We start from the raw sequence: 23210 nt of genomic DNA, 5'->3' as shown, positions 1-23210 counted from the left end.
ACGGGGCAAACCGGCATTTTCCCAAAAAAAAGCCCCGCAGCATGGCTGCGGGGCTTTTTTCGGATCAGACGGACAGATTAGCCGCGGCGATCGGTCGACTTGGTGAAACGCTTGGCGGGGCCGCCGGGGCGCTTGTCGAACGAGGGCTTGCCACGGAAGCCGCCTTCGGGACGGTCGCCGCCACGGAAGCCGCCTTCGCGCTGGGGACGGTCGCCGAAGCTGGGACGGTCGCCAAAGCTGGGGCGCGCGTCGCGATCGCCACCGCGGAAACCGCCTTCACGGGGGCCGCGCTCGCTGAACGGACGGGCGTCGCGCTGGGGACGGTCGCCGTAGCTGGGGCGGTCGCCAAAGCTGGGACGCGAATCGCGGTCGCCGCCACGGAAGCCGCCTTCACGCTGGGGACGGTCGCCGAAGGGGCGATTGCCCTGGTAGCCGCCTTCGCGCTGCGGACGATCGCCGAAGCTGGGACGGTCGCCAAACGAACGCTGCGGGCGGTCGCCGAACGGACGGTCTTCAAAGGAACGGTTGCCCTGGTAGCCGCCGTCGCGCGGCTTGAACTCGCCACGCGGGCCGCCGAAGGAACGGCCTTCACGCGGGGCGCCATCGCGGGCGCCGTCGCGGGCGCCGGCAAAGCCGCCCGACCCATGACGCGAACCGCCGAAGCCGCCGGGACGCTTGCCGAAGGGCTTGCCAAAGGGCTTGCCACCGCCGCCACCGGTGGACGGACGCGGGGTGCGCTTGGGTTCCAGACCGGCGATCACTTCAGGCGTGATCGACTGGCCGATGTAGTGCTCGATGCGGCGGACCTTGTGGCGCTCGGAATGCGTGGCCAGCGTGAACGCCAGGCCGCTGCGGCCGGCGCGGCCCGTACGGCCGATGCGGTGCACGTAGTCTTCAGCCTGCATCGGCAGGTCGAAGTTGACGGCGTGGCTGATGCCTTGCACGTCTATGCCGCGGGCGGCCACGTCGGTGGCCACCAGGATGCGCAGCTGGCCGCGTTGCAGTTGCGACAGCGTGCGGGTGCGCTGGCGCTGGTTCATGTCGCCGTGCAGGGCGGCGGCGGCAAAGCCCTGGTCGGCCAGGCGGTCGGCCAGGTCGTCCGCGCCGCGCTTGGTCGACGTGAAGACGATGGCCTGATCCAGCGAGGCGTCGCGCAGCACGTGGTCCAGCAGCTGCATCTTGTGGCTGGCGTCGTCCGCGTACAGCAGGCTTTGCGTGATGTTGGTGTGCTTTTCCTTGGCGCCGGCGATCTCGATGCGCTGCGGCTCGCGCATCATGCGCGCGGCCAGCTTGGCAACGGTGCCGTCCAGGGTGGCCGAGAACAGCAGCGTCTGGCGCTCTTGCGGCAGGCGCTCGATGATGGTCTCGATATCTTCGATGAAGCCCATGTCCAGCATGCGGTCGGCTTCATCCAGGACCAGGGTGTGCACGGTGTTGAGCTTGACGCGGCCCGATTGCAGGTGATCGATCAGGCGGCCGGGGGTGGCAACCAGCACGTCGACGCGGCGCGACAGCGCCTTCAGTTGCGCGCCGTAGGGCATGCCGCCCACGACGGTCGCGGTGCGCAGGTCGGCCAGCTTGCGGCCATACGTGGCGGTGGCTTCCGTGACTTGCAGGGCCAGTTCGCGGGTCGGGGTCAGCACCAGCACTTGCACGCCGACGCCCTTGTTGGCGGGCATCTGGGCAATGCGGTGCAGGGCGGGCAGCATGAAGGCCGCGGTCTTGCCGCTGCCGGTCTGCGAGGACACCATCAGGTCATGGCCGGCCAGCGCTTGCGGAATGGCGGCGGCTTGAACGGTGGTGGGGGTGGTGAAGCCAGCTTCTTGAACGGCCGACAACAGGGCGGGCGCGAGACCCAGGGTTTCGAAAGACATTACTTTCCCTTGCCGCAATCAATGCGACGCAGTGCTTGGTCGGGCCAGGGGATTAGGCGGCCGGATCCAGGCGACGGTTGATGGAGCATCGTGCCGACCGGATCAACCATGCGCGTGGCGCGTTCTCTTGTACTGATGGAACGCAGGGCGAAAGGAAAGGGGTCAGGAATCGATGATAGTTCGGCATGAGGCCGGGGGTTGGTTTCCCGGCGGACTGCAAAAAATTCCGCTAAATCAAGGCGGTAAATGCCGAACTCGTTTTGTGCAGTGCGGCGATCATAACCTGAATTCACCCTGCAAGGGAATTATTTTTTTGTCCAGCCCCCAATCAATAGGGTTTTTCCCTTGGTTTTCCAGCCACGCGTTGGTGGCCCGGAAATGACCGCAGCCCAGGAACGGCACAGGGGGGCGCCGGGCGGACAGCGGCGAGGGGTGGTTGGACATCAGCACCAGATGGCCGCTGTCGGGCGGCAGCAACAGCCGCTTGGCCTGGGCGTGGGCGCCCCACAGCATGAACACCTTGGGCGATGGATCGCGCGCGACGTGCTTGATGAGGGCATCGGTCACCGTTTCCCAGCCGCGCTTGGCGTGCGAGGCGGGCTGGCCGTCTTCCACGGTGAGCGCCGTGTTCAGCAGCAGCACGCCCTGCTCGGCCCAGGCGGTGAGGTCATTGCCCGCCGGAACGCCCACATCCGGATAGTCGCGCGCAATCTCGTTGAAGATGTTGCGCAGGCTGGGGGGGCGCTTGCAGTCGTCCGGCACCGAGAACGCCAGCCCCTGCGCCTGGCCGGGGCCGTGGTAGGGGTCCTGGCCCAGGATCACGACCCGTACGTCCGAGGGCGCCAGGCCTTGCAGGGCGCGAAAGGGCGTGGCGGGATACACCACAGCGCCCTGCGCCAGGCGCGCTTCGACATGGCTGGTCGCGGCGGCAAGGGCTGCGGCCACGGCCGGGTCGGCGGACAGGGCGGCCTGCCAGGCGGCAGGCAGTTGCCCGGCCTGCGTGGCCAGGGCGTTGGGTGTAAGGCGGTTGTCGATCGGCATGGGCGCGATTTTGGCATATTCGACCGGTCAGCCCGACCGGTGCTGCCTGCCGGTTCAGACCGGCCAGCCGGCCTGCCGGTGCGCCGAGTCCCAGAACATCCATTCCAGTTGGGCGGCGCGCGTGTAGGCCTGGTGCATCGCTTCCACGGTCTGCGGCGAGGCGGTTTGGGCGGCCCGATCCACGGTGGCGATCACCGCGCGGACCAGCGCGTGGAAGTCATCGCCGGCGTAGGTGTCGATCCAGGCGGCGTACGGATTGGGCCGAACGGCGCGCGCGTGGATGTCGCGCCCGATCTCCGCGTAGATCCAGAAGCAGGGAAGCAGGGCAGCCAGGGCGACCGGATAGGGCGCGCTCCAGGCGGTGGCGATGAGGAAGCTGGTGTAGTGATGGCTCGCCGGCGTCAGCGGCGTGGCCTCGAACGTGGCCGCGTCGATGCCGAACTGCTGCATGAAACTGGCATGCAGGCTGCGTTCGGCCACGACGGCGCCCTTGGCGGCTTCGGCAAACTGCACGACGCCGTCTGCGTCGTCGGCCTTGGCGGCGGCAATGGCCAGCGCGCGTCCAAACGCGACCAGATAGTGCGCGTCCTGGATCATGTAGTGCTTGAACGCGTCCTCGGCAAGCTGGCCGCTGGCCAGTTCGCGGTTGAACGGCATGTCGCGCGTCTTTTCATAGAGCGCGGCGTTGCGGGTCCAGGCGTCGGAGCTGAAAGACATGGAATTCCTCTTAGGCGTCGCCTCGCGCGCGCGTGGATGCGCGGCGCCGGCGGGGCATAAGCGTACCAAGACAGCGGGGGGAGATTCAGGCCGCGCGCTTGCGGTGATGGCGGGCGAATTCCAGGAGCGCGTCGCGCAGCACCACGGCCTGATTGTGTTCGGTGTTGCGCGCACCGTACAGCAGGGTCAGGGGGCGATCGCCCGCGGCCTCCAGCAAGGCGGCCATGCGCGCTTGCTGCTCGGGCGTGGCCAGTTCGGCCAGGTACTTGGCGCGGAATGCGTCCCAGCGTTCCTCGACGTGGCTGAACCATTTGCACAGTTCAGCGCTGGGGGCGATGTCGCGGGCCCATTCGTCCAGGCCGAGGTCCGCGCGGCGCAGGCCGCGAGGCCACATGCGGTCGACGAGGGCAAGGTAATGCCCTTGCGGACCGGTGCCTTCGTAAACGCGCTGCACGATGATGCGGGACGATTTCATGCCGGCTCCTGCGACGTGGGTGCGGACAGTCTACTTCACGGGCCGAGCGGCCAAGGCCACGCGCGCGGTCAGCTCGCACGTCGTTGAGCCGCCACGGCAAGAACCTGAACGGTAACTGAATGTATATAACCTGCGTCTTTCTTCCCTGAAATCGAGGTCTATTGCCACGGGAGTCACGTCATCTGCGGGCTGTGTCCCCGCCGCGAGACAGAGAGGCTTGTCGGGCTGCGGAGTTGTGGTTTACATTCGCTTAAATTCTATGTAACAAATCCGTTGGAGGCCGACCCAGTCGGCCTTTTTTTGAACCCACGCCCAACAGTCGTGGCTTGGCCAGGCTGCCTGGCGCCCCTTGCCGTCATGCCGCCACGCCATCATCCCGTCCTCCTTGCCTTGCCTGGTACCGCCGACACCCTTTGCCGGCATCGGCAGGCCCCTGCGCAAACCGCCTGCAGCAGCCCGCTGCTCCGTCCATGCTGAATTCCGACGATCTTCCCGCTAGCCACGCCGGGACGGGCGGCCCCTTGCGCATCCTGCATACGGAAGCCGCCACGGCCTTTGGCGGCCAGGAATTCTGTATCTATAAGGAGATGGTCGCCATGCGCGAGCGCGGCCATCACCTGGAAGCGGTCTGCCAGCCGCACGCCGAACTGGCGCAGCGGCTTCGCGACGCCGGGTTCACCGTGCACACCGTGAACATGGACGGCGCCGTCAATTTCGTGCGCAGCGTGGCGTTCGTGCGGCGCGTGGCGGCGCGCGGCCGCTTCGACGTGGTCAACACGCACAGCCGCAGCGACACGGTGCGCGCGGCAATGGGCGCGCGCCTTGCCCGCACCCCGCTCATCGTGCGCACCCGCCACCTGGCCAAGCCGATCAACTCGCTGTACGCCTACACGTGGCTGGCCCACCGCGTCATCGCCGTGAGCCGGCACGTGCAACGCCAATTGCTGGATGGCGGCGCGCCGCCCGAGGCCGTCGCCACCATCCATTCGCCGATTGTGTTGCCCGAAGGCGACGGCAAGGGCAGTCTGCGGCAGGAACTCGGCCTGCCGGCCGATGCGCTGGTCGTGGGCTGTGTGGCCGTCATGCGCACGGAAAAGGGCCATGCCGACCTGATCGACGCTTTCCAGCGGGTGCTGGCCGCGTTTCCGCAAGCCCATCTGGTGCTGGCCGGAGACGGCATGCCGGTGTTCGAGCGCCTGAAGGGACAGGTTCAGGCGCTGGGCCTGGCGTCCCGCGTGCACTTCCTGGGCCGGCGGCATGACATCGGCAACGTGCTGCAGGCGTTTGACGTGTTCGCCTTGCCGACCCATCGCGAAGCCTTCGGCACGGCATTTGTCGAAGCTGCCGCCATGGGCGTGCCCGTGATTGGCACGGACGTGGGGGGCGTTCCCGAAACCATGCAGGCGGGCGTGACCGGCCTGCTCGTGCCGCCGCGCGATCCCGCTGCGTTGGCCGCCGCGCTGGAGAGCCTGCTGGCCGACCCCGAGCGCCGCCGCCGCATGGGCGAGGCGGGCCGGGAGCTCATTCGGGGGCAGGGGCTTTTCAGCGTCGACCGCGCGGCGCAACTGGTCGAAGCGGCCTACGCACGCTGGCTGGGAGAACGGCGGGGGCGGGCCCCCGCGGCGCCCAGCGGCTCGATGCCGTAGAACGGTCAGTGCGGTAGAAAGCTCAGTGCGGTAGAACGCTCAGTGCGCTGGGCCGCTCAATGCCACAGCAGCGCGTTCATCGCTTCGACCAGACGGTCGCGGTAGCGCGGCAGCAGGGCTGACACTGCTTCTTGCCGGCGCTTCCAGGAATCGGGCTCGGCGCCCGGCGCGATGCGCGGCGCCGCCCAGATCGGATCCGGAAAATGCCGGTCGCCGCGCCAACGCGGGATCACGTGCCAATGCAGATGCGGCACCATGTTGCCAAGCGATGCCAGGTTGACCTTGTCGGGCGTCAGGATCGCCTGCTGCGTCTCCTCGACCACATACACCGCCCGCATGAGCAGGTCGCGCCCGTGCGTGGACAGGCTGGTCATCTCGGCCAGGTGAGCGTTCCAGATCACCCGCGTAAACCCCGGATAGTCGGGGTCCTCGACCTCGATGATGCGCAGGTGCGGTCCCCGCCACAAGAGCGTGCCGCCGTCTTCCTGGCAGAGCGGACAGTTGGGATCGCGCGCGCTCAAGTCATCACCTTGCGGTACTGAATGAAGCCGGACCGGTCGGCAATGCGGTCGTAGAGCTGCATGGCGGTTGCGTTGGTTTCGTGCGTCAGCCAGTAGACGCGGGCGCAATTGGCCGCGGCGGCTTCGGCGTAGACGTGTTCGATCAGCTTGCGCCCGGCGCCCGTGCCGCGCGCCTCCTGGTCCACATACAGATCCTGCAAATAGCAGTAATCGCCCGCGGTCCAGGTGGAGCGGTGGAAGATCCAGTGCACCAAGCCCACCGCGCGGCCGCTTTCGTAGGCCAGCGCCGCGTGCATGGGCTCGGCCGGATCCAGAAAGCGCGCCCACGTGTTGCGCGTGACGGCGTCGTCGATGCTGACGCGGTAGAAGTCCTGGTAGCCCTTCCACAACGGCAGCCATGCGTCGAAGTCAGCGGCAACGATGGGACGGATATCTGCGGTACTCATGGGGCGGAGCCTCCTGGCGGAATTCAGAGTTGGTTTTCCATGGCTTCGACGATATGCCGCAGCACTTGCAGCCGAGCGTAACGCTTGTCGTTGGCCGACACCAGATGCCAGGGCGCGTGGGGCACGTCGGTCCGCATCATCATCTCGTTGGCCGCCGCCGCGTACTCGGGCCATTTGTCCCGGTTGCGCCAGTCGTCCGGCGTGATCTTGAAATTCTTGAACGGCGATTTTTCGCGTTCGCGAAAGCGGGCAAGCTGTTCGTCGGGCGTGACCGCCAGCCAGAACTTGAGCACCAACGCGCCGCTGGCCGCCAGCTGTTCTTCGAAGTCGTTGATCTCTGCATAGGCCCGGCGCCACTTGGCGGGGGGAATCAGCTTCTCGACCCGCTCGACCAGCACGCGGCCATACCACGAGCGGTCAAAGAGCGCGATCCGGCCATGGCGGGGAATGCGGCGCCAGAACCGCCACAGGTAGGGACGGGCCAATTCTTCCGAGCTGGGCGCGGACACGGGCGTGATGTCGAATTGCCGGGCGTCCAGCGCGTGCGTGACGCGGCGGATGGCGCCGCCCTTGCCGGCCGCATCCTGACCTTCAAACACCAGGATCAGCGAGCGATCCTTGAACTTGTCGGAGCGGGCGGCGAGCGCCAGCCGGCCTTGCAGCAGGCCGAGTTCGGATTCGTAGTCTTCCTTCTCGACCTTGGCGTCATAGTCCAGCTTGCCCAGGCGGTCGACGATGCGCGTCGTGCTGGAATGCGCCACGAAGGCGGGCGGTAGTCGCGGCACGCCGCGCCGGCGCAGCGCCGTCAGCACCGCTTCGGCCGTGCGCGCGGTGCGCATGTTCTCGTCGGCGCTGGGGATCACCACCCAGGGCGCGTGACCGCAGTCTGTGTGATTGAGCACGACGTGCGCGCCCGACCGGATGCGGTCGAAACGCTTGTTGACCTTCATGTCGACCGGGCTGACCTGCCACGCGGTCTCGGGACTGGCGAGCAGGCGCTGCGCCCGTTCCTTTTGCGCCTTGGCCGACAGGTGGAACCACAGCTTGACGATCTGTACGCCTTCCGAGGCCAGCATCGTTTCAAAGCGCATGATGGCGGCGGCATGGGCCTCGATGGCGTCTGCATTGGGCTTCTTGCGCACGGCTTCGATGACCAGCGGCGTGTACCAGGAGCCGAACACGATGCCGGTGCTGCCCTTGGGCGGCAGATCGCGCCAGTAGCGCCACAATGGCGGGCGATCCAGTTCGTCGCCCTCGCGCGGCCCATAGGCCAGCGTGCGGATGTGGCGCGGATCCATCCATTCGTTCAGCAGGTTGATGGTGGCGCCCTTGCCGGCCCCGTCGATCCCTGCCACGACGATCAGCAACGTCTTGTCGGCCTGCCGCAGGCGTTCGTACTGCGCATTCAGCAGTCCGACCCGCAGCCGCGTTTCCAGCGCCTTGAATTCATCTTTGGAGAGGGTAGGGTCTGCTTCGGCTTCGGCGAACATGGATGCGTCGGATCGGATTGCTGCGATCGGGCGATCTTGCGGGATATGGCCGTGCGGCGCAAGTGCGCCGCAGCCAGGTGTCATAGCGCGTTGACGGGAATCTTCAGGTACCGCACGCCGTTGTCCTCGGCCGGCGGGAAATGTCCCGCGCGGATGTTCACCTGGATGGCGGGCAGGATCAGTGTGGGCATCGACAGTGTCGCGTCCCGCCGGGTGCGCATGGCGACGAATTCATCTTCGGTGATGCCATCGCGCACGTGGATGTTGCCGCGGCGCTGGTCGGCCACGGTGGTCTGCCAGGCGGCGTCGCGGCCCTCGGGCGGATAGTCGTGACACATGAAGAGGCGCGTGTCGTCGGGCAGGCGCAAGAGGCGCCGGATCGACTGGTACAGCAGGTGCGCATCGCCGCCCGGGAAATCGCAGCGAGCCGTGCCGACATCGGGCATGAACAGCGTGTCGCCCACAAACGCTGCGTCGCCGATCAGGTAGGCCATGTCGGCTGGCGTGTGTCCCGGCACGTGCACCGCCGTGGCGGTCAGCGCGCCAATCTGAAAGGTCTCGCCGTCGGCGAACAGATGGCCGAACTGCGATCCATCGAGCTGAAAGGCCGGCTCCAAGTTCAGGATCTTCTTGAACACGCCCTGCACGCTGCGGATGCTTTGGCCGATGGCGATGACGCCGCCCAGCTGCCGCTGCAGATAAGGCGCGGCGGACAGGTGATCGGCGTGGGCATGGGTTTCCAGCAGCCAGACCGTCCGCAGGCCGCGCGCGCGGACATAGTCCGCCACACGGTCCGCATTGGCGGTGCTGGTGCGGCCCGACTTGGGGTCGAAGTCCAGCACCGAATCGATGATGGCGCAGGCGCCGCCGGGCCCTGCCTCGTGAACGACGTAGGTGATGGTCGACGTGACGGGATCAAAGAAGGCCTGGATGTGCGGATTCATGGGGGCTCGGGAATGGAGGGCGGGCACGTCGGAACAGTTTACGTAAAAAAATAATATTTGCGAATAGTTTATTCAGAAATATAATGACGACGCTGTTGCCTCGTTTTTCCTCCACTGTCAGCGCCCCGCCATGAATGCCCCGCTTACCGAATGTGAAGTCTCCTCCCTGCGTGAATCGGCCTCCCAGGCCTGCACGCTGCTCAAGGCCCTGGCCAACGAAGACCGCTTGCTCCTCCTGTGCCAGCTGGTCCACCATGAACGCAACGTCGGCGAGCTGGAATCGCTGACCGGGATCCGCCAGCCCACGCTCTCGCAGCAGCTTGGCGTGCTGCGCGACGAAGGCCTCGTCGTCACGCGGCGCGAAGGCAAGTACGTCTACTACCAGATGGCCAGTTTCGAGGTCAGCCAGGTGATGAAAACCCTGTCCAGCCTGTACTGCGGACGCGCACTGGAGTCCCTCAAATGAACGTGGACTGGTCTGCCTTTACGCCGATCGCCGGTACGGCGGGGGGTTTCCTTATCGGCGCCGGCGCGGTCTTGCTGATGCTTGGCGCCGGGCGCATTGCCGGCATCAGCGGCATCGTGGGCGGTCTTTTCACCCCGACGCGAGGCGACGGTTGGCGCGTGGCCTTCCTGCTGGGACTGTGCGCCGCGCCGTGGATTTACCGGCTGTTCGCCACCTTGCCGTCCATCACGGTCGATGCCAGCACGCCCCGGCTGATCGTGGCTGGCCTGCTCGTCGGGATCGGCACGCGATACGGGTCCGGCTGCACCAGCGGCCACGGCGTCTGCGGCCTGTCCCGCGGATCTCGCCGTTCGTTCGTCGCCACGGCGATCTTCATGGCGGCCGGATTCGTGACGGTCTACGTCTTGCGCCACGCGGTGGGAGGCTGACATGGCTGCGATCTACGCTTTTGCCGCCGGGCTAGTCTTCGGATTCGGCCTGTTGGTGTCGGGACTTGCCGACCCCGCGCGCGTGTTGGGATTTCTGGACCTGGCAGGCTTGTGGAATCCCACCCTGGCTTTCGTGATGGGCGGCGCCGTCGTCGTGGCCAGCATCGGATTTGCGCTCTTGCGTCGCCGCCGCGCCAGCCTGTCGGGCGAACCCATGCGCTGGCCGCAGGCCACGCAGCTGGACTGGCGTCTGGCCGGCGGCAGCCTGGCGTTTGGCGTGGGCTGGGGCGTGGCGGGATTCTGTCCCGGACCCGCCGTCGTCGCCGCGGCGGCCGGCATCGGCGAGGCCGGTATTTTTGTGGTCGCCATGCTTGCGGGGATGGCGATCCACACCATCATCGAACGCGCCCGGCGCGGCGGGGCCTGACCCCGCGTCCGCCGCCTTACTCGTACGTGCGGATGTCGTCGATCACCTTGCCGTCGTTCGGCAGGCCGCCTGCGTCCACCCATTGCACATCGGCGCGCAGCTTGGTCACGTCGCGCGCCGAATCGGCGATGCGCTTGGCCAGGTCATCGTTCTGCTCGCGCGACTCCACCTTGAGCACCATGCGGTCCGAGCCCGTGCTGCCGCTGATGACCAGCCGCGCCCGCAGGATTTCCGGATGCCGCCGGACCACGTCGGCCACCTGCGAGGGGTGCACGAACATGCCGCGCACCTTGGTCGTCTGGTCGGCGCGCCCCATCCAGCCCTTGATGCGGGTGTTGGTGCGCCCGCACGGCGAAATGCCCGGCATCACCGCCGACAGATCGCCGGTGCCGAACCGCACCAGCGGGTAATCGGGGTTCAGCGTGGTCACCACGACCTCGCCGACTTCCCCGTCGCGCACGGGCTCGCCGGTGCCCGGACGCACGATTTCGACGATGATGTCCTCGCCCACCACCAGCCCCTCGCGCGCAGGCGTCTCGAAAGCGATCATGCCCAGGTCGGCGCTGCCGTACGCCTGGTAGCCATCGATGCCGCGTGCCGCCAGCCAGTCGCGCAGCGAGGGCGGGAAGGCCTCTCCGGAAACCAGCGCGCGGCGCAGCGAATCGAGCTTCACGCCCAGTTCATCGGACTTTTCCAGGATGATCTTCAGGAAGCTGGGCGTGCCGGTGTAGCCGCTGGGCGACAGGTCCTGAATCGCGCGCACCTGCTGTTCGGTCTGCCCGGTGCCGCCGGGGAATACGGTGCAGCCCACCGCGTGCGCGGCTGTCTCCATCATCGAGCCGGCCGGCGTGAAGTGATAGGAAAAGCAGTTGTAGGCCAGTTCGCCGGCGCGAAAGCCCGCCGCGTACAGGGCGCGCGCAAAGCGCCAGTAATCCGAGCGCGCGCTTTCCGGTTCGTAGATCGGGCCGGGCGAGGCAAACACCCGCATCGCTTCGCCCCAGCCGATCGCGGAAAAGCCGCCGAAAGCCTTGGCGGGCCCAGCGGGCCGGACGGCGTCATCGCGGCTGTGCTGCTGGCGTTCAAGCAATTCGTGCTTGCGCAGCACCGGCAGCCGGGCCAGCGCCTCGCGCGAGGTGACCGTGGCCGGGTCCACGCCGCGCAATTGCTCGGCGATGGCCGGCGCACGCGCGATGGCCCGCGCAATCGCCCCAGGCAGGGCCGCCATCAGATCGCGCTCGCGTTGCTCGGGCGCGCGGGTTTCGAGGTCATCGAAAAACTCGGACATGGAATCGCACCTTCTCGTGTGCCGGTTGGCGGCGCCGTTGCCGGCGCCATGCGGCAAGCGCTGGCTTGCCCGCGTCGGAAATCAGGCCAGCCAGCGTTTGCGGCGGCGGTAGAACTTGTTGTCCCGGAAACTCTTGCGTTCGCCGCTGGAGATGCCCAGGTAAAACTCCTTCACGTCCTCGTTCTGCGCCAGGTCGGACGCGGCGCCGTCCATCATCACGCGGCCGTTCTCCAGGATGTAGCCGTAATCGGCGTAGCGCAGGGCGATGTTGGTGTTCTGCTCGGCCAACAGAAAGCTCACGCGCTCGCGCTGGTTCAGGTCGCGCACGATCTCGAAGATTTCTTCGACGATCTGCGGCGCGAGACCCATCGACGGTTCATCCAGCAGGATCATGTTCGGGTTGGCCATCAGCGCGCGGCCGATCGCGGTCATCTGCTGCTCGCCGCCCGAGGTGTACCCGGACTGGCTGGTGCGGCGCTGCTTCAAGCGCGGGAAATACTGGTAGACCCGTTCCAGCGCGGCGGCGGTGTCGCCGCGACTCATGCTGCGCGTATAGGCGCCGGTCAGCAGGTTTTCCTCGATGGTGAGGTGGGCAAAGCAGTGCCGGCCTTCCATCACCTGCACGACGCCGCGCTTGACCAGCTCGGCTGGCGTCAGCTTTTCGATGCGTTGGCCGCGGTACTGGATGTTGCCCTTGGTGACGTCGCCGCGTTCGCCCTTGAGCAGATTGGAGATCGCGCGCAGCGTGGTGGTCTTGCCCGCGCCGTTCGCGCCCAGCAGCGCCACGATCCTGCCTTCGGGCACCTGCAGGGACACGCCCTTGAGCACCAGGATCACGTGGTTGTAGATCACCTCGATGCCGTTCACATCGAGCAGCACCGGCGGGGCGCCTGCGGCGGCAATATTGGCGTCGTTCATAAACATTCCTGCAGCGTGGCGGCGGCCGGCCGGAAAGCCGGCCGCCGGGTCATATCAACATGCGTTGCGCACCCGCGGCATGGCCGCCGCGGGCGCTCCAGGGGCATCACTCACACTTGCGGGGCGTAATGTTCTTTTCCTTGGCGTACTTGGCCGCCGATTCCTTGACCATCGGGTCCAGGATCGTCTTGTCGGCCTGATACCAGTCGGAAACGACCTTGAACTTGGAACCGTCCCATTGCACGATGCGGGCCCAGTCGTCGCCCTTGTGGTTGGCGCACGAGGTCTTGACCGGACGCATGATCTGGCCAAAGCCCAGCTTGTCGAGCTTTTCCTGCGTCAGGTCCAGGTTCTCGAAGCCCCATCGCACCTGCTCCGGCGTCAGCGCCTTGCCCTTGCCGTACTTCTCCTGCGCGGCGCGGATCGCTTCGACCTGCAGCATCGAGATCATCATGCCGCGAGTGTGGGCGATGGTGCCCAACGTGGTCTTGCCGGTCTTGTCCGCGCCCTGGCCCTTGTCGTAGACGTACTTCTTCAGATCGTCGTAGACCTTGTCGCTGTCGGCGCCGCTGTTGTGGATGGTGATGGCGTTGTAGCCCTTGGCGACATCGCCCAGGTCCTTGACGTCGCCTTCCGAGCCGGCCCACCAGATCGCGTACATCTTGTCGCGCGGATAGCCGCTGGCCTGCGCTTCGCGGATGGCGGTGGGCGTCATGATGCCCGCGCTCCACAGCAGCACGTAGTTCGGGCGCGCCTGGCGGATCTGCAGCCAGGTGGACTTCTGCTCCACGCCCGGCGCCGTCACCGGATACAGCAGCAATTCAAAGCCTTCCTTGGCCGCACGCTTTTGCAGCAGCGGGATCGGTTCCTTGCCGTACGGCGAGTCGTGATAGACCAGGGCGATCTTCTTGCCCTTGAGCTTGTCCATGCCGCCTTCTTTCTTGGCGATGTCCTGGATCATCACGTCGGCGGCGGTCCAGTACGTGCCCAAGAGCGGGAAGTTCCACTCGAACACGCTGCCGTCCACCGATTGCGACAGGCCGTAGCCCATCGTTTCCACGGGCACCTTGTCGACGATGGCCTTGTCGCTGACCGCGAAGGTGATGCCGGTGGACTGCGTGTCGAAGCCCGATGCGCCGGTGCCCTTGCCCTTCAGGCGCTCGTAGCATTCCACGCCGCGGTCCGTGGCGTAGGCGGTCTCGCATTCTTCGTACGTGATCTTCACGCCGTTCACGCCGCCATCGCGCTCGTTCACGAGCTTCAGGTAATCCAGCTTGCCATCGGCCCAGGGAATGCCCAGCGGCGCGAACGATCCCGTGCGATACACCAGCAACGGAACGAACTGCTCTTCGGCCGCCATTGCCGGCGTGGCCACGGCGCCTGCGGCGCCGGCTGCGGCCATCAAGGCTGCCGCCAACTTCAGGTTAAGACGCTTCATCTCCATTTACCTCCTGCGTGGTGTTTGGGTCGGTCAACCCTGTGACACCGGGATTGGCCCGGTCTTGAGCCGGGTATTCGGGGCGGGGGTCCAGCGCGGTTGTGCTGCGATGGACCCACGGAAATCAAAACGAAACACGATCAGTGCGGGAACGGCCAGATCCTGAGCTTCTCCTTGCCGATGCTCCACAGCCGCGCCAGGCCGTGCGGCTCGGCGATCAGGAAGAACACGATCAGCGCGCCGAACACCATGTGCTCGATGTGGGCGGCGGTGTCCACCGACAGCGGCAGGCCCAGCATGTGCGGGATGTTGGACAGCGCCACGGGCACCAGCACGATGAACGCGGCGCCAAAGAAGCTGCCGATGATCGAACCCAGCCCGCCGATGATGACCATGAACAGCAGCTGGAACGAGCGGCCCAGGTCGAACGCCAGCGGCTCCCACGAACCCAGGTGGATGTAGCCCCACAAGGCGCCGGCCACGCCGACGATGAACGAACTGACCGCAAACGCCGTCAGCTTGGCGTACATGGGCCGGATGCCGATGACGGAAGCGGCGACGTCCATGTCGCGGATCGCCATCCATTGGCGGCCGATGGCGCCGCGCACCAGGTTCTTGGCCAGCAGGCTGAAGATGACGACCAGGATCAGCACGAACAGGTACTTCTCCATGGCGCTCTGCACCGGCAGCCCGAAGGCCGTGAGCGGCGGCACCGACACGCTGCCCGAGGACGAATAGTTGGTGAAGAAGGGGATGCGCAGGAACGCCCAGTCCACGAAGAACTGCGCGGCCAGTGTCGCCACCGCGAGGTACAGGCCACGGATGCGCAGGCTGGGGATGCCGAAGATCACGCCGACAAGGGTGGCGAAGCAGCCCCCCAAGAGAATCTGCGCCACCAGCGGCATGCCGGGAAAGCGCACGCCGAAGTTCCACGCCGCATACGCGCCCACCGCCATGAAGGCGCCTGTTCCCAGCGAGATCTGGCCGCAGTAGCCGACCAGGATGTTCAGGCCCACGGCGGCCAGCGCCAGAATCAGGAACGGAATCAGGATGGCGCGCAGCAGATAGTCGCTGGCCATCGCCGGCACGGCGATGAACGCCACCGCCATCAGCAGCCAGATGAAGACGCGATCCTGGCGGATCGGGAAGATCTGCTGGTCAGCGCGATAGCTGGTCTTGAATTGGCCGTTTTCGCGATAGAACATGTTTTATCCTCGGTGACGCAGGCTTAGACGCGGTCGATGATCTTCTCGCCGAACAGCCCTTGCGGACGGAACAGCAGGAACACCAGCGCCAGCACATAGGCGAACCAGATTTCGATGCCGCCGCCCACCAGCGACCCCAGATACACCTCGGACAGCTTTTCCCCCACCCCGATGATGAGCCCGCCAAGAATGGCGCCCGGCACCGACGTCAAACCGCCCAGGATCACCACCGGCAACGCGCGCAGCGCGGCGGTGGACAACGTGAACTGCACGCCGAACTTCGATCCCCAGATGATCCCGGCCACCAGCGCCACCAGACCCGCCACGCTCCACACGATCACCCAGATGCGGTTCAACGGTATGCCGATCGACTGCGCGGCCTGATGGTCGTCGGCCACGGCGCGCAGCGCGCGGCCCGTCGAGGTGTACTGGAAGAAGAGCGCCAGCGCCGCCACCAGCAGCGCCGCAATGACCGCGGCGGTCAGATCCTCCAGGTTGATGAGCAGCCCCCCCTCGAACACCGAGTCCAGGATCAACAGCGGATCCTTGGGCATGCCGACATTGATGGAGTACACCGAGCTGCCGAACGTGATCTGGCCCAGTCCGTCCAGGAAATAGCTGATGCCCAGCGTGGCCATCAGGAGCGTGGTGGCTTCCTGGTTGACCAGATGGCGCAGCACGAAGCGTTCGATCGCCACGGCCAGCAGGAACATCACGATGGCGCTGACAATGAACGCCAGCACGTTGGCCAGGATCATGTTGTCAAAGCCCAGCCAGCGCGGCAGCCATTCCGAAAAGCGCGCCATCGACAGCGCCGCCACCAGCACCATCGCGCCCTGCGCAAAGTTGAAGACGCCGGACGCCTTGAAGATCAGCACGAAGCCCAGGCCGATCAGCGCGTACAGCATGCCGCTCATCAGGCCGCCGAATAAGGTCTCTAGAAAAAATCCCATGTCTTTCCGCCTTGGGTTGTCCGGCTTAGTGCGACACGCCGAGATAGGCGCGAATGACGTCTTCATTTGCCCGAACTTCATCGGGCTTGCCGTCGCCGATCTTCTTGCCGTAGTCCAGCACGACCACGCGGTCCGAGATGTCCATGACCACGCCCATGTCGTGTTCGATCAGCACGATGGTCGTGCCGAACTCATCGTTCACATCCAGGATGAAGCGGCTCATGTCCTGCTTTTCCTCGATGTTCATCCCGGCCATCGGTTCGTCCAGCAGCAACAGGCGCGGCTCCATCGCCAGCGCGCGGCCAAGGTCCACGCGCTTCTGCAGCCCGTAGGGCAGGCGGCCGACCGGCGTCTTGCGGTAGGCCTGGATTTCCAGGAAGTCGATGATGTTTTCGACGAACTCGCGATGCTGGATCTCTTCGCGCTCGGCAGGCCCCAGGCGGAACGCCTGCGCCAGCAGGCCGCTCTTCATGCGCAGGTTGCGGCCCGTCATGATGTTGTCCAGCACGCTCATGCCCTTGAACAGCGCCAGGTTCTGGAACGTGCGCGCGATGCCCATCTCGGCGGCGCGGCGCGGGTTCATGCGCGAGAATCGCTGGTTGCGGAATTCAATGCCGCCTTGCTGCGGCGTGTACACGCCGTTGATGACGTTGAGCATGGAGCTCTTGCCCGCGCCGTTGGGCCCGATGATGGCGCGGATCTCGTGCTCGCGCACGTTGAAGGAAATATCGGTCAGCGCCTTGACGCCGCCGAAGGACAAGGAGATGTTCTGCATGTCCAGCATGACATCGCCGATACGCTGGTCGCGGTCGTTATGGCTCATGATCTCTACGCGGCTCGGGCGGTGATGGCGGGAAACGTCTTGACCGGGCAGATCCGCAGATCCGCCGAAATCTTGCCGGTGCGTCCGTCTTCGAATTTCACTTCGGTCTCGATGAACTGCGACTGCTTGCCGCCAAAGAGCGCCTCGATCAGCACGCCATACTTCTGCGCGATGAAGGCGCGGCGCACCTTGCGCGTGCGGGTCAGCTCGTCGTCATCGGGATCCAGTTCCTTGTGCAGGATCAGGAAGCGGCTGATCTGCGAGGCCGCCAGCTTTGGATCGGTCGCCAGGTCCGCATTAACCTGTTCCACGCATTCGGCAATGAGCTGATAGACCTCGTCCTTGCCCGCCAGGTCGGTGTAGCCGGCGTAGGCCAGGCCGCGGCGCTCGGCCCAGTTGCCCACGGCTTCCAGGTCGATGTTGATGAACGCGCACACATCCTCGCGGTTCGCGCCAAACGCCACCGCTTCCTTGATGTGCTGGAAGAACTTGAGCTTGTTCTCGATGTACTTGGGCGCGAACAGGCTGCCGTTGGCCAGCTTGCCCACGTCCTTGGCGCGGTCGATGATCTTGAGCTGTCCGTCGGTGTCCAGGTAACCGGCATCGCCCGTATGGAACCAGCCGTCGGCGCTGCGCGCCTCGGCCGTGGCATCCGGATTGCGGTAGTACTCCTTGAACAGGCCCGGGCTCTTGACCAGGATCTCGCCGTTGTCGGCCACGCGGATTTCCACGCCGGCCACGGGCGGTCCGACGGTGTCGTCGCGCACCTGCCCGTCGGGCTGCACGCAGACGAACACCGAGGTCTCGGTGGACCCGTACAACTGCTTGAGGTTGATGCCGATGGAGCGGTAGAACACAAAGAGGTCCGGCCCAATCGCTTCGCCAGCCGTGTAGGCCACGCGCACGCGGCTCATGCCCAGGGCGTTGCGCAGCGGGCCATAGATCAGCACGTTGCCCAATGCATAGCGCATGCGGTCCCAGGCGTTCACGGACTCGCCGTCCAGGATCTTGGTGCCGACGCGGCGCGCCAGCTTCATGCAGGCGCCAAACAGCTTGCGCTTGAGATATCCCGCGTCTTCCATGCGGATCATCACGTGCGTCAGCAGCCCTTCCAGCACGCGCGGCGGCGCAAAGTAATAGGTGGGGCCGATGTCGCGCATGTCGATCGACACGGTATCGGGCGACTCGGGATGATTCACCGTGAAGCCCGTGACCAGCAGCTGCGTGTACGAGAACATGTTCTGGCCGATCCAGGCGGGCGGCAGGTAGGCCAGCACGTCTTCCTGGTCGGTCAGCTTTTCCATGTCGGACACGGCGCGCGCGCGGTCGATGAGCGCGTGGTGCGTCAGCACGACGCCCTTGGGCTTGCCCGTCGTGCCGGATGTGTAGAACATCGCCGCGGGGTCCTGCGGCTGCACGGCGGCCACGGCGCGCGCATAGAAGTCCGGGTGCTTGGCCGCATATTCGCTTCCCAACGCTTCCAACTGCTCGTAAGACAGCAGCATGGGATCGGCGTAGTGACGCAAACCGCGCGGGTCGTCGAAGACGACGTGCTTGAGCGCGGGGCATTGCTCGCGCACCTCGATCATCTTGTCGACCTGTTCCTGGTCCTCGACGATCGCGACGCTGATCTCCGCATCCTGCAGCACGTAGACCATTTCCTGCGCGACGGCGTCCTGATAGAGCGGAACCGGAATCGCACCGAGCGACTGCGCGGCCATCATGGCCATGTACAGACGCGGGCGATTCTCTCCGATGACGGCCACGTGCATGCCGGGTTGGATGCCAAGCGATGCGAGACCCTGCGCGACGTGACGGACATGCTCCGCCACTTCGGACCAGGTCAGGGTTTGCCAGATCCCCAGGTCTTTCTCTCGTATCGCGGGCCGCGACCCACGAACGTTGGCATGCGCGAGCAGCAGCGCCGGAAAGGTGTCCGGCGCCGCCGGCATCTGTGCAGATGCGGGCGATGAATGTGCCACGTTGTCTCCTCCGGTTTGGGCGCATCGCGCGCGGTGCCTGCGTTGAAGCGGCTGCGGCGGCGTGCTTGACCAGTTGGTTTTAGATTTACGGCAGGAGTTAAGGTATAAGGTTGGGTTGCTACCAACTGTCACCATCGCGACATTCAAGGACCTTTTAGGGTATTCCCGATGCAGCTATCCGACTCCCTGCAACTCGCCGCCGCCTGGTTCCGCGTCCTCGACGCAGAGCAGCAAGCGCGCGTGGAGCGGGACCTTTCCGTGCAGCAAGTCGTTGCCGGATCGATCATAGAGCGCAAAGGCGAACTCGCCCAGGCATGGATCGGTGTGCTTGCGGGACTGGTGAAGGTGTCGGTGGGCAATTCGGAAGGCAAGGTCGCATCGCTGACGGGCGTGCCCGCCGGCGGCTGGATCGGCGAAGGTTCGCTCCTGAAGCGCGAAGTCCGCAAATACGACATCGTGGCGCTGCGCGACTCGGTGGTGGCGCGTCTGCCGGGCGCGACGTTCGACTGGTTGCTGGATACCAGTATTCCGTTCAACCGCTATCTGCTGCACCAATTGAACGAGCGCGTGGCGCAGTTCATCGGCAAGGCGGAGTACGACCGTCTGCTGGATCCCGACGCGCGCGTCGCCCGCTGCCTGGCCGAGCTCTTCAACCCTTTGCTGTATCCGGGCATGGGCATGCGCCTGACGATTACGCAGGAAGAAGTCGGCTATCTGGCCCGTGTCTCGCGCCAGCGCGCCAACCAGGCGCTGCGCAAGCTTGAGGAAGCGGGATTGCTGAATGTCGAATACGGCGCGGTGCGCGTGCTGGATCTGGACGGCCTGAAGCAATACGGGTCGGATCGGGGCACGTCGGAAACGGAGCAGGCGGCGTAAGCCGGGGCAAGCCAAGGCGCAAAAAAAAAGTGTTGACGATAAATCGTGCGCTATTTAATATTGCGCCATGAAATCCAGAAACAAGACCAAAGGCGCTTTCAACCCGCTGCTGCTGGACAGCCAGCTGTGCTTCGCCCTGTACTCGACCTCGCTGGCGATGAACAAGGTGTACCGCAAGCTGTTGCGCGGGCTGGATCTGACCTATCCGCAATACCTGGTGATGCTGGTGCTGTGGGAAGGCGACGAGATTACGGTGACGGATATCGGCGATCGCCTGTTCCTGGATTCCGCCACGCTGACGCCGCTGCTCAAGCGCCTGGAAGCCGCCGGACTGGTGACGCGCAAGCGCGCCGTGAACGACGAACGCCAGGTAATCGTGAGCCTGACCAAGCAGGGCCGCGACCTGCGCGAAAAGGCCGAAGCGGTGCCGCATGCGGTCGGTGCGGCGGCGCAGTGTTCGCTGGACGAAGCGCAGGGCATGACGAAGACGCTTCACGCGCTGCGGGAAAAGCTGGTCGAAAGTCTTTAAGGTTGGGGGTGATGCCTGTCATCATCCGGTTTTATAAGTAGCGCACGATATTGTTGTTCGCTATTTAAAATTTCAGGAAAGTCGCAAGTTCATCGTTGACCGCCAATACGGGAAGGGTCCCGCAAGGCAAGCAGTACAAACTTCATTCAAAGGAAATACACCATGTCGATCGAAAAAGTCCTCTACCGCGCCAACGCCACCGCCACCGGAGGCCGCGAAGGCCGTGGCGTCAGCGACGACGGCAACCTGGACGTCAAGCTGACCACGCCGCGTGAACTGGGCGGCGCCGGCGCCGCGGGCACGAACCCGGAACAACTGTTCGCCGTCGGCTACTCGGCCTGCTTCCTGGGCGCCATGAAGTTCGTCGCCAACCGCGACAAGATCGCGATCCCGGCTGACGTGTCCGTGAACGGCACCGTTGGCATCGGCGCGATCCCCACCGGTTTCGGCATCGAAGTCGAACTGAAGATCTCGCTGCCGGGCCTGGACCGCGCCGAAGCCGAAAAGCTGGTCGCAGCCGCACACATCGTGTGCCCGTACTCGAACGCCACGCGCGGCAACATCGACGTGACGCTGACGATCGTTTGAGGTTGACGTTGCATTGAGGGTGATGTGACGTGAGCGTGGGCCTTGCAGGGGATGACCGAGTTGGTCGGTTGCCTGTGAGGCCCATCTTGTTTTGTGCGAGGGACTGTTTATTGGGTCGTTGGTGTTGTGGCAGGCGGTTCTTCGTGGGTTGTTGATCTTGCTGCTACGAGGTGCTTCGTAGGTCGCCCGACGCCGCGGTCACCGTGGGCACGATCGCCCACGATTGCGGTCCGGAGCCTTCGCTCCGGACTACCCCGTTGTCATCTTCGTCCGCCTTCGGCTCCCTTCAGATTCCCTCGGGCGCATCGACGGCGCTCGCACCCACGGTGACCGCGACGCCGTGCTGCGAGGGTCTTTGGTTTGGGGCGCTGTAAGACCTGTGGTCAGGGAAGGGGATTTGCGGGGCCGCCGAATTGCTGCCGCCCGGGCGGCGGCAATCGGCATCGGAGACGTGGGTCGTCGGTGCGGGGTGCGCTTGCGCGCGGGCGCAGATCAGTTTTCGAATGACGCTCGTCAGAGGGGGGAGAGCGGTGATGGGCGGCGCGGGGGAGTGTCATAAATTTTGTGTTTGGGGCCTAACATGTTGCTCAAGGAGCATGTATGGCTACCAAGAAAAAGACGCCGCTGAGGGAACTGCCGGCGATTCCCGCAGAGTTGGTTGATCAATTCGTCAAAGGCCCTATGACCGCCGAGGCGGTGCAGGACCTGTCGATGGCGTTCAAGAAGGCGCTGATCGAACGGGCCCTGGGAGCGGAATTGGGCCACCACCTGGGCTATCCGGCGGGCGGCGAGCGCCCCGAGCAGGCCACCAATCAACGCAACGGCAAGAGTTCCAAGACAGTCCTGACCGATGACGGGCCGCTGCGGGTGGAGATCCCACGCGACCGCGATGGCAGCTTCGCCCCGATCCTGATCCCCAAGCACGAGCGCCGCTTTACCGGGTTCGACGACAAGATCATCGCCATGTACGCCCGCGGCATGACGGTGCGCGAGATCCAAGGGTTTCTGCTCGAGCAGTACGGCACGGAAGTCTCGCCGGAGTTCGTCAGCTCGGTGACCGACGCGGTGATGGACGAGGTCACGGCCTGGCAAACGCGGCCTCTGGAGACGATGTATCCGGTGGTGTTCTTCGACGCGCTGCGGGTCAAGATCCGCGAGGACGGCGTGGTGCGCAACAAGGCCGTTTACTTGGCGCTGGCGGTGTTGCCAGACGGCACGCGCGACATCCTGGGCCTGTGGATCGAGCAGACCGAAGGCGCCAAGTTCTGGATGAAGGTGTTCAACGAGCTCAAGACCCGCGGCACGCAGGACATCCTGATCGCTGTCACTGACGGTCTGAAAGGCATGGAGCAGGCGCTGAACGCGGTGTTCCCGGCCACGACGCTGCAGACTTGCATCGTGCACCTGATCCGCTCCAGCCTGGAATACGCCAGCTGGAAGGAGCGCCGGACGGTGGCTGCGGCGCTAAGGCCGATCTACACGGCGGCGACCGTGGAGGCAGCGCTGGCCGCGCTCGTGCAGTTCGAGCAAGGCCCTTGGGGCCAACGCTACGCGCCGATCGCTGATGCATGGCGCCGGGCCTGGGACCGTGTGATCCCGTTCTTTACGTTCCCACCGGCGATCCGCAAGGTGATTTACACCACCAATGCGATCGAGAGCATTAATGCCCAACTGCGCCGCGCGGTGAAAACGCGAGGTCACTTCCCAAGCGACGAAGCGGCCACCAAGCTACTGTGGCTGGTCTTGCGCAACATCACCGGAGCCTGGGGCAGCGCCACGCACGACTGGAAGGCCGCTATGAACCAGTTCGCCGTGATTTATGCAGAACGCTTCACCGACCCGTATCGCTGAGATAGCATCCATAAGCCTGATAGAAACAACTATCAGGCTTCTAACGCCTCAAACACAAAAATACTGACACTCCCCGGCGCGGCGACGGTCAGCTACAACTTGCCGACCCGTACGCGCCGCCCATCGGGCACCGCGGTTCAAGTGACGATTAATGCCGTGGCTGCCTGAACCTGCCAAGAGCGTCTGCCGCTGCCGGTGTCTGACACCCTCGGGAGACGCCCTCGGTGTGAAGCGAATCTCTCCAGGGTGTCAGACACCTAGACATGAAGCAGCCACACGCGAAGCGT

General features: G+C 65.3%; 23 protein-coding genes. 8 read left to right on the top strand and 15 right to left on the bottom strand.

Annotation, left to right across the window (positions count from 1 at the left end):
• Positions 1 to 77 precede the first annotated feature (77 nt).
• The 4 genes from H4P35_RS25825 to H4P35_RS25810 all read right to left on the bottom strand — a co-directional run bounded on the left by H4P35_RS25825 (position 78) and on the right by H4P35_RS25810 (position 4107).
• Complete coding sequence (locus H4P35_RS25825) at positions 78 to 1874, bottom strand: DEAD/DEAH box helicase (protein ID WP_062838908.1); 1797 nt, start codon at positions 1872 to 1874, stop codon at positions 78 to 80.
• Positions 1875 to 2150: 276 nt separating this feature from the next.
• Complete coding sequence (locus tag H4P35_RS25820; RefSeq protein WP_175156942.1) at positions 2151 to 2915, bottom strand: uracil-DNA glycosylase; 765 nt, start codon at positions 2913 to 2915, stop codon at positions 2151 to 2153.
• Between the two features lie 54 nt (positions 2916 to 2969).
• The gene (gene tenA, locus H4P35_RS25815; RefSeq protein WP_175156943.1) at positions 2970 to 3632 is read right to left on the bottom strand and encodes a thiaminase II; all 663 of its coding nucleotides are present in this window, start codon (positions 3630 to 3632) and stop codon (positions 2970 to 2972) included.
• Positions 3633 to 3717: 85 nt separating this feature from the next.
• Complete coding sequence (locus H4P35_RS25810) at positions 3718 to 4107, bottom strand: DUF488 domain-containing protein (RefSeq protein ID WP_217618408.1); 390 nt, start codon at positions 4105 to 4107, stop codon at positions 3718 to 3720.
• Between the two features lie 470 nt (positions 4108 to 4577).
• Here H4P35_RS25810 and H4P35_RS25805 point away from each other — a divergent pair, with 470 nt between their 5' ends.
• Positions 4578 to 5753 (top strand): glycosyltransferase, encoded by a 1176-nt coding sequence (locus H4P35_RS25805; RefSeq protein ID WP_180097194.1) that lies wholly within the window; start codon positions 4578 to 4580, stop codon positions 5751 to 5753.
• Between the two features lie 56 nt (positions 5754 to 5809).
• Here H4P35_RS25805 and H4P35_RS25800 read toward each other — a convergent pair whose 3' ends face one another.
• The 4 genes from H4P35_RS25800 to H4P35_RS25785 all read right to left on the bottom strand — a co-directional run bounded on the left by H4P35_RS25800 (position 5810) and on the right by H4P35_RS25785 (position 9154).
• Positions 5810 to 6274: an HIT family protein gene (locus H4P35_RS25800; RefSeq protein ID WP_056327353.1), complete on the bottom strand. Its 465-nt coding sequence runs from the start codon at positions 6272 to 6274 to the stop codon at positions 5810 to 5812.
• Complete coding sequence (locus tag H4P35_RS25795; RefSeq protein WP_179690568.1) at positions 6271 to 6720, bottom strand: GNAT family N-acetyltransferase; 450 nt, start codon at positions 6718 to 6720, stop codon at positions 6271 to 6273. Before H4P35_RS25795 ends, H4P35_RS25800 begins: the two co-directional genes overlap by 4 nt.
• Positions 6721 to 6743: 23 nt before the next feature.
• Positions 6744 to 8210, bottom strand: a complete 1467-nt coding sequence (gene pap, locus H4P35_RS25790; RefSeq protein WP_226847510.1) for a polyphosphate:AMP phosphotransferase — start codon at positions 8208 to 8210, stop codon at positions 6744 to 6746.
• An 80-nt stretch (positions 8211 to 8290) separates the two neighbouring features.
• Positions 8291 to 9154 (bottom strand): MBL fold metallo-hydrolase, encoded by an 864-nt coding sequence (locus H4P35_RS25785; RefSeq protein ID WP_226847508.1) that lies wholly within the window; start codon positions 9152 to 9154, stop codon positions 8291 to 8293.
• Positions 9155 to 9284: 130 nt separating this feature from the next.
• Here H4P35_RS25785 and H4P35_RS25780 point away from each other — a divergent pair, with 130 nt between their 5' ends.
• From H4P35_RS25780 to H4P35_RS25770, 3 genes are read left to right on the top strand one after another with little or no spacing between them, the layout of a single operon-like run.
• The gene (locus H4P35_RS25780) at positions 9285 to 9620 is read left to right on the top strand and encodes a helix-turn-helix transcriptional regulator (RefSeq protein WP_056327361.1); all 336 of its coding nucleotides are present in this window, start codon (positions 9285 to 9287) and stop codon (positions 9618 to 9620) included.
• Complete coding sequence (locus tag H4P35_RS25775) at positions 9617 to 10048, top strand: YeeE/YedE family protein (protein ID WP_226847506.1); 432 nt, start codon at positions 9617 to 9619, stop codon at positions 10046 to 10048. Before H4P35_RS25780 ends, H4P35_RS25775 begins: the two co-directional genes overlap by 4 nt.
• Before the next feature lies 1 nt (position 10049).
• Positions 10050 to 10475 (top strand): DUF6691 family protein, encoded by a 426-nt coding sequence (locus H4P35_RS25770; RefSeq protein ID WP_226847504.1) that lies wholly within the window; start codon positions 10050 to 10052, stop codon positions 10473 to 10475.
• Positions 10476 to 10491: 16 nt separating this feature from the next.
• Here H4P35_RS25770 and H4P35_RS25765 read toward each other — a convergent pair whose 3' ends face one another.
• The 7 genes from H4P35_RS25765 to H4P35_RS25735 all read right to left on the bottom strand — a co-directional run bounded on the left by H4P35_RS25765 (position 10492) and on the right by H4P35_RS25735 (position 19079).
• On the bottom strand, positions 10492 to 11760 hold the full coding sequence (locus H4P35_RS25765) for a phenylacetate--CoA ligase family protein (protein WP_226847502.1): 1269 nt from the start codon (positions 11758 to 11760) through the stop codon (positions 10492 to 10494).
• 81 nt (positions 11761 to 11841) lie between these two features.
• Entirely contained in the window at positions 11842 to 12678 is an 837-nt protein-coding gene (locus H4P35_RS25760; protein ID WP_142052405.1) for an ABC transporter ATP-binding protein, read from the bottom strand.
• 106 nt (positions 12679 to 12784) lie between these two features.
• Positions 12785 to 14122, bottom strand: a complete 1338-nt coding sequence (locus H4P35_RS25755; protein WP_081100873.1) for an ABC transporter substrate-binding protein — start codon at positions 14120 to 14122, stop codon at positions 12785 to 12787.
• A 134-nt stretch (positions 14123 to 14256) separates the two neighbouring features.
• Positions 14257 to 15321 carry a branched-chain amino acid ABC transporter permease gene (locus tag H4P35_RS25750; protein ID WP_152382907.1) on the bottom strand — a complete coding sequence of 355 codons (1065 nt, stop codon included), beginning with the start codon at positions 15319 to 15321 and terminating at the stop codon, positions 14257 to 14259.
• A 23-nt stretch (positions 15322 to 15344) separates the two neighbouring features.
• A complete protein-coding gene (locus tag H4P35_RS25745) occupies positions 15345 to 16274 on the bottom strand; it encodes a branched-chain amino acid ABC transporter permease (RefSeq protein WP_056327372.1) in 930 nt (309 codons plus the stop codon).
• Positions 16275 to 16299: 25 nt separating this feature from the next.
• Positions 16300 to 17097: an ABC transporter ATP-binding protein gene (locus H4P35_RS25740; protein ID WP_056327375.1), complete on the bottom strand. Its 798-nt coding sequence runs from the start codon at positions 17095 to 17097 to the stop codon at positions 16300 to 16302.
• Between the two features lie 5 nt (positions 17098 to 17102).
• Entirely contained in the window at positions 17103 to 19079 is a 1977-nt protein-coding gene (locus tag H4P35_RS25735) for a long-chain fatty acid--CoA ligase (RefSeq protein WP_226847500.1), read from the bottom strand.
• A gap of 168 nt (positions 19080 to 19247) precedes the next feature.
• Between H4P35_RS25735 and H4P35_RS25730 the strand changes: the two genes are divergently transcribed.
• The 4 genes from H4P35_RS25730 (at position 19248) to H4P35_RS25715 (ending at position 22923) form a co-directional block, all read left to right on the top strand.
• Complete coding sequence (locus tag H4P35_RS25730) at positions 19248 to 19955, top strand: Crp/Fnr family transcriptional regulator (protein WP_056327378.1); 708 nt, start codon at positions 19248 to 19250, stop codon at positions 19953 to 19955.
• 67 nt (positions 19956 to 20022) lie between these two features.
• Complete coding sequence (locus H4P35_RS25725) at positions 20023 to 20484, top strand: MarR family winged helix-turn-helix transcriptional regulator (protein ID WP_056327380.1); 462 nt, start codon at positions 20023 to 20025, stop codon at positions 20482 to 20484.
• A 162-nt stretch (positions 20485 to 20646) separates the two neighbouring features.
• Positions 20647 to 21072 carry an organic hydroperoxide resistance protein gene (locus H4P35_RS25720; RefSeq protein ID WP_056327382.1) on the top strand — a complete coding sequence of 142 codons (426 nt, stop codon included), beginning with the start codon at positions 20647 to 20649 and terminating at the stop codon, positions 21070 to 21072.
• A 600-nt stretch (positions 21073 to 21672) separates the two neighbouring features.
• Positions 21673 to 22923 (top strand): IS256 family transposase, encoded by a 1251-nt coding sequence (locus H4P35_RS25715; RefSeq protein WP_142051401.1) that lies wholly within the window; start codon positions 21673 to 21675, stop codon positions 22921 to 22923.
• Positions 22924 to 23210 lie beyond the last annotated feature (287 nt).

The organism is Achromobacter sp. 77, from assembly GCF_020541125.1.
Lineage (GTDB): Bacteria > Pseudomonadota > Gammaproteobacteria > Burkholderiales > Burkholderiaceae_B > Achromobacter > Achromobacter mucicolens.
The sequence above is the reverse complement of the archived record's forward strand: the minus strand, read 5'-3'. Positions and strand labels throughout refer to the sequence as shown.

What these genes read in the sequence shown, in the direction of transcription:
- H4P35_RS25765 (WP_226847502.1), bottom strand. Translation starts at nt 11,760, where the DNA reads ATGTCCGAGTTTTTCGATGACCTCGAAACCCGCGCGCCCGAGCAACGC.
- H4P35_RS25745 (WP_056327372.1), bottom strand. Translation starts at nt 16,274, where the DNA reads ATGGGATTTTTTCTAGAGACCTTATTCGGCGGCCTGATGAGCGGCATG.
- pap (WP_226847510.1), bottom strand. Translation starts at nt 8,210, where the DNA reads ATGTTCGCCGAAGCCGAAGCAGACCCTACCCTCTCCAAAGATGAATTC.
- H4P35_RS25810 (WP_217618408.1), bottom strand. Translation starts at nt 4,107, where the DNA reads ATGAAATCGTCCCGCATCATCGTGCAGCGCGTTTACGAAGGCACCGGT.
- H4P35_RS25730 (WP_056327378.1), top strand. Translation starts at nt 19,248, where the DNA reads ATGCAGCTATCCGACTCCCTGCAACTCGCCGCCGCCTGGTTCCGCGTC.
- H4P35_RS25795 (WP_179690568.1), bottom strand. Translation starts at nt 6,720, where the DNA reads ATGAGTACCGCAGATATCCGTCCCATCGTTGCCGCTGACTTCGACGCA.
- H4P35_RS25755 (WP_081100873.1), bottom strand. Translation starts at nt 14,122, where the DNA reads ATGGAGATGAAGCGTCTTAACCTGAAGTTGGCGGCAGCCTTGATGGCC.
- tenA (WP_175156943.1), bottom strand. Translation starts at nt 3,632, where the DNA reads ATGTCTTTCAGCTCCGACGCCTGGACCCGCAACGCCGCGCTCTATGAA.
- H4P35_RS25780 (WP_056327361.1), top strand. Translation starts at nt 9,285, where the DNA reads ATGAATGCCCCGCTTACCGAATGTGAAGTCTCCTCCCTGCGTGAATCG.
- H4P35_RS25740 (WP_056327375.1), bottom strand. Translation starts at nt 17,097, where the DNA reads ATGAGCCATAACGACCGCGACCAGCGTATCGGCGATGTCATGCTGGAC.
- H4P35_RS25775 (WP_226847506.1), top strand. Translation starts at nt 9,617, where the DNA reads ATGAACGTGGACTGGTCTGCCTTTACGCCGATCGCCGGTACGGCGGGG.
- H4P35_RS25805 (WP_180097194.1), top strand. Translation starts at nt 4,578, where the DNA reads ATGCTGAATTCCGACGATCTTCCCGCTAGCCACGCCGGGACGGGCGGC.
- H4P35_RS25820 (WP_175156942.1), bottom strand. Translation starts at nt 2,915, where the DNA reads ATGCCGATCGACAACCGCCTTACACCCAACGCCCTGGCCACGCAGGCC.
- H4P35_RS25785 (WP_226847508.1), bottom strand. Translation starts at nt 9,154, where the DNA reads ATGAATCCGCACATCCAGGCCTTCTTTGATCCCGTCACGTCGACCATC.
- H4P35_RS25725 (WP_056327380.1), top strand. Translation starts at nt 20,023, where the DNA reads ATGAAATCCAGAAACAAGACCAAAGGCGCTTTCAACCCGCTGCTGCTG.
- H4P35_RS25770 (WP_226847504.1), top strand. Translation starts at nt 10,050, where the DNA reads ATGGCTGCGATCTACGCTTTTGCCGCCGGGCTAGTCTTCGGATTCGGC.
- H4P35_RS25750 (WP_152382907.1), bottom strand. Translation starts at nt 15,321, where the DNA reads ATGTTCTATCGCGAAAACGGCCAATTCAAGACCAGCTATCGCGCTGAC.
- H4P35_RS25825 (WP_062838908.1), bottom strand. Translation starts at nt 1,874, where the DNA reads ATGTCTTTCGAAACCCTGGGTCTCGCGCCCGCCCTGTTGTCGGCCGTT.
- H4P35_RS25720 (WP_056327382.1), top strand. Translation starts at nt 20,647, where the DNA reads ATGTCGATCGAAAAAGTCCTCTACCGCGCCAACGCCACCGCCACCGGA.
- H4P35_RS25715 (WP_142051401.1), top strand. Translation starts at nt 21,673, where the DNA reads ATGGCTACCAAGAAAAAGACGCCGCTGAGGGAACTGCCGGCGATTCCC.
- H4P35_RS25760 (WP_142052405.1), bottom strand. Translation starts at nt 12,678, where the DNA reads ATGAACGACGCCAATATTGCCGCCGCAGGCGCCCCGCCGGTGCTGCTC.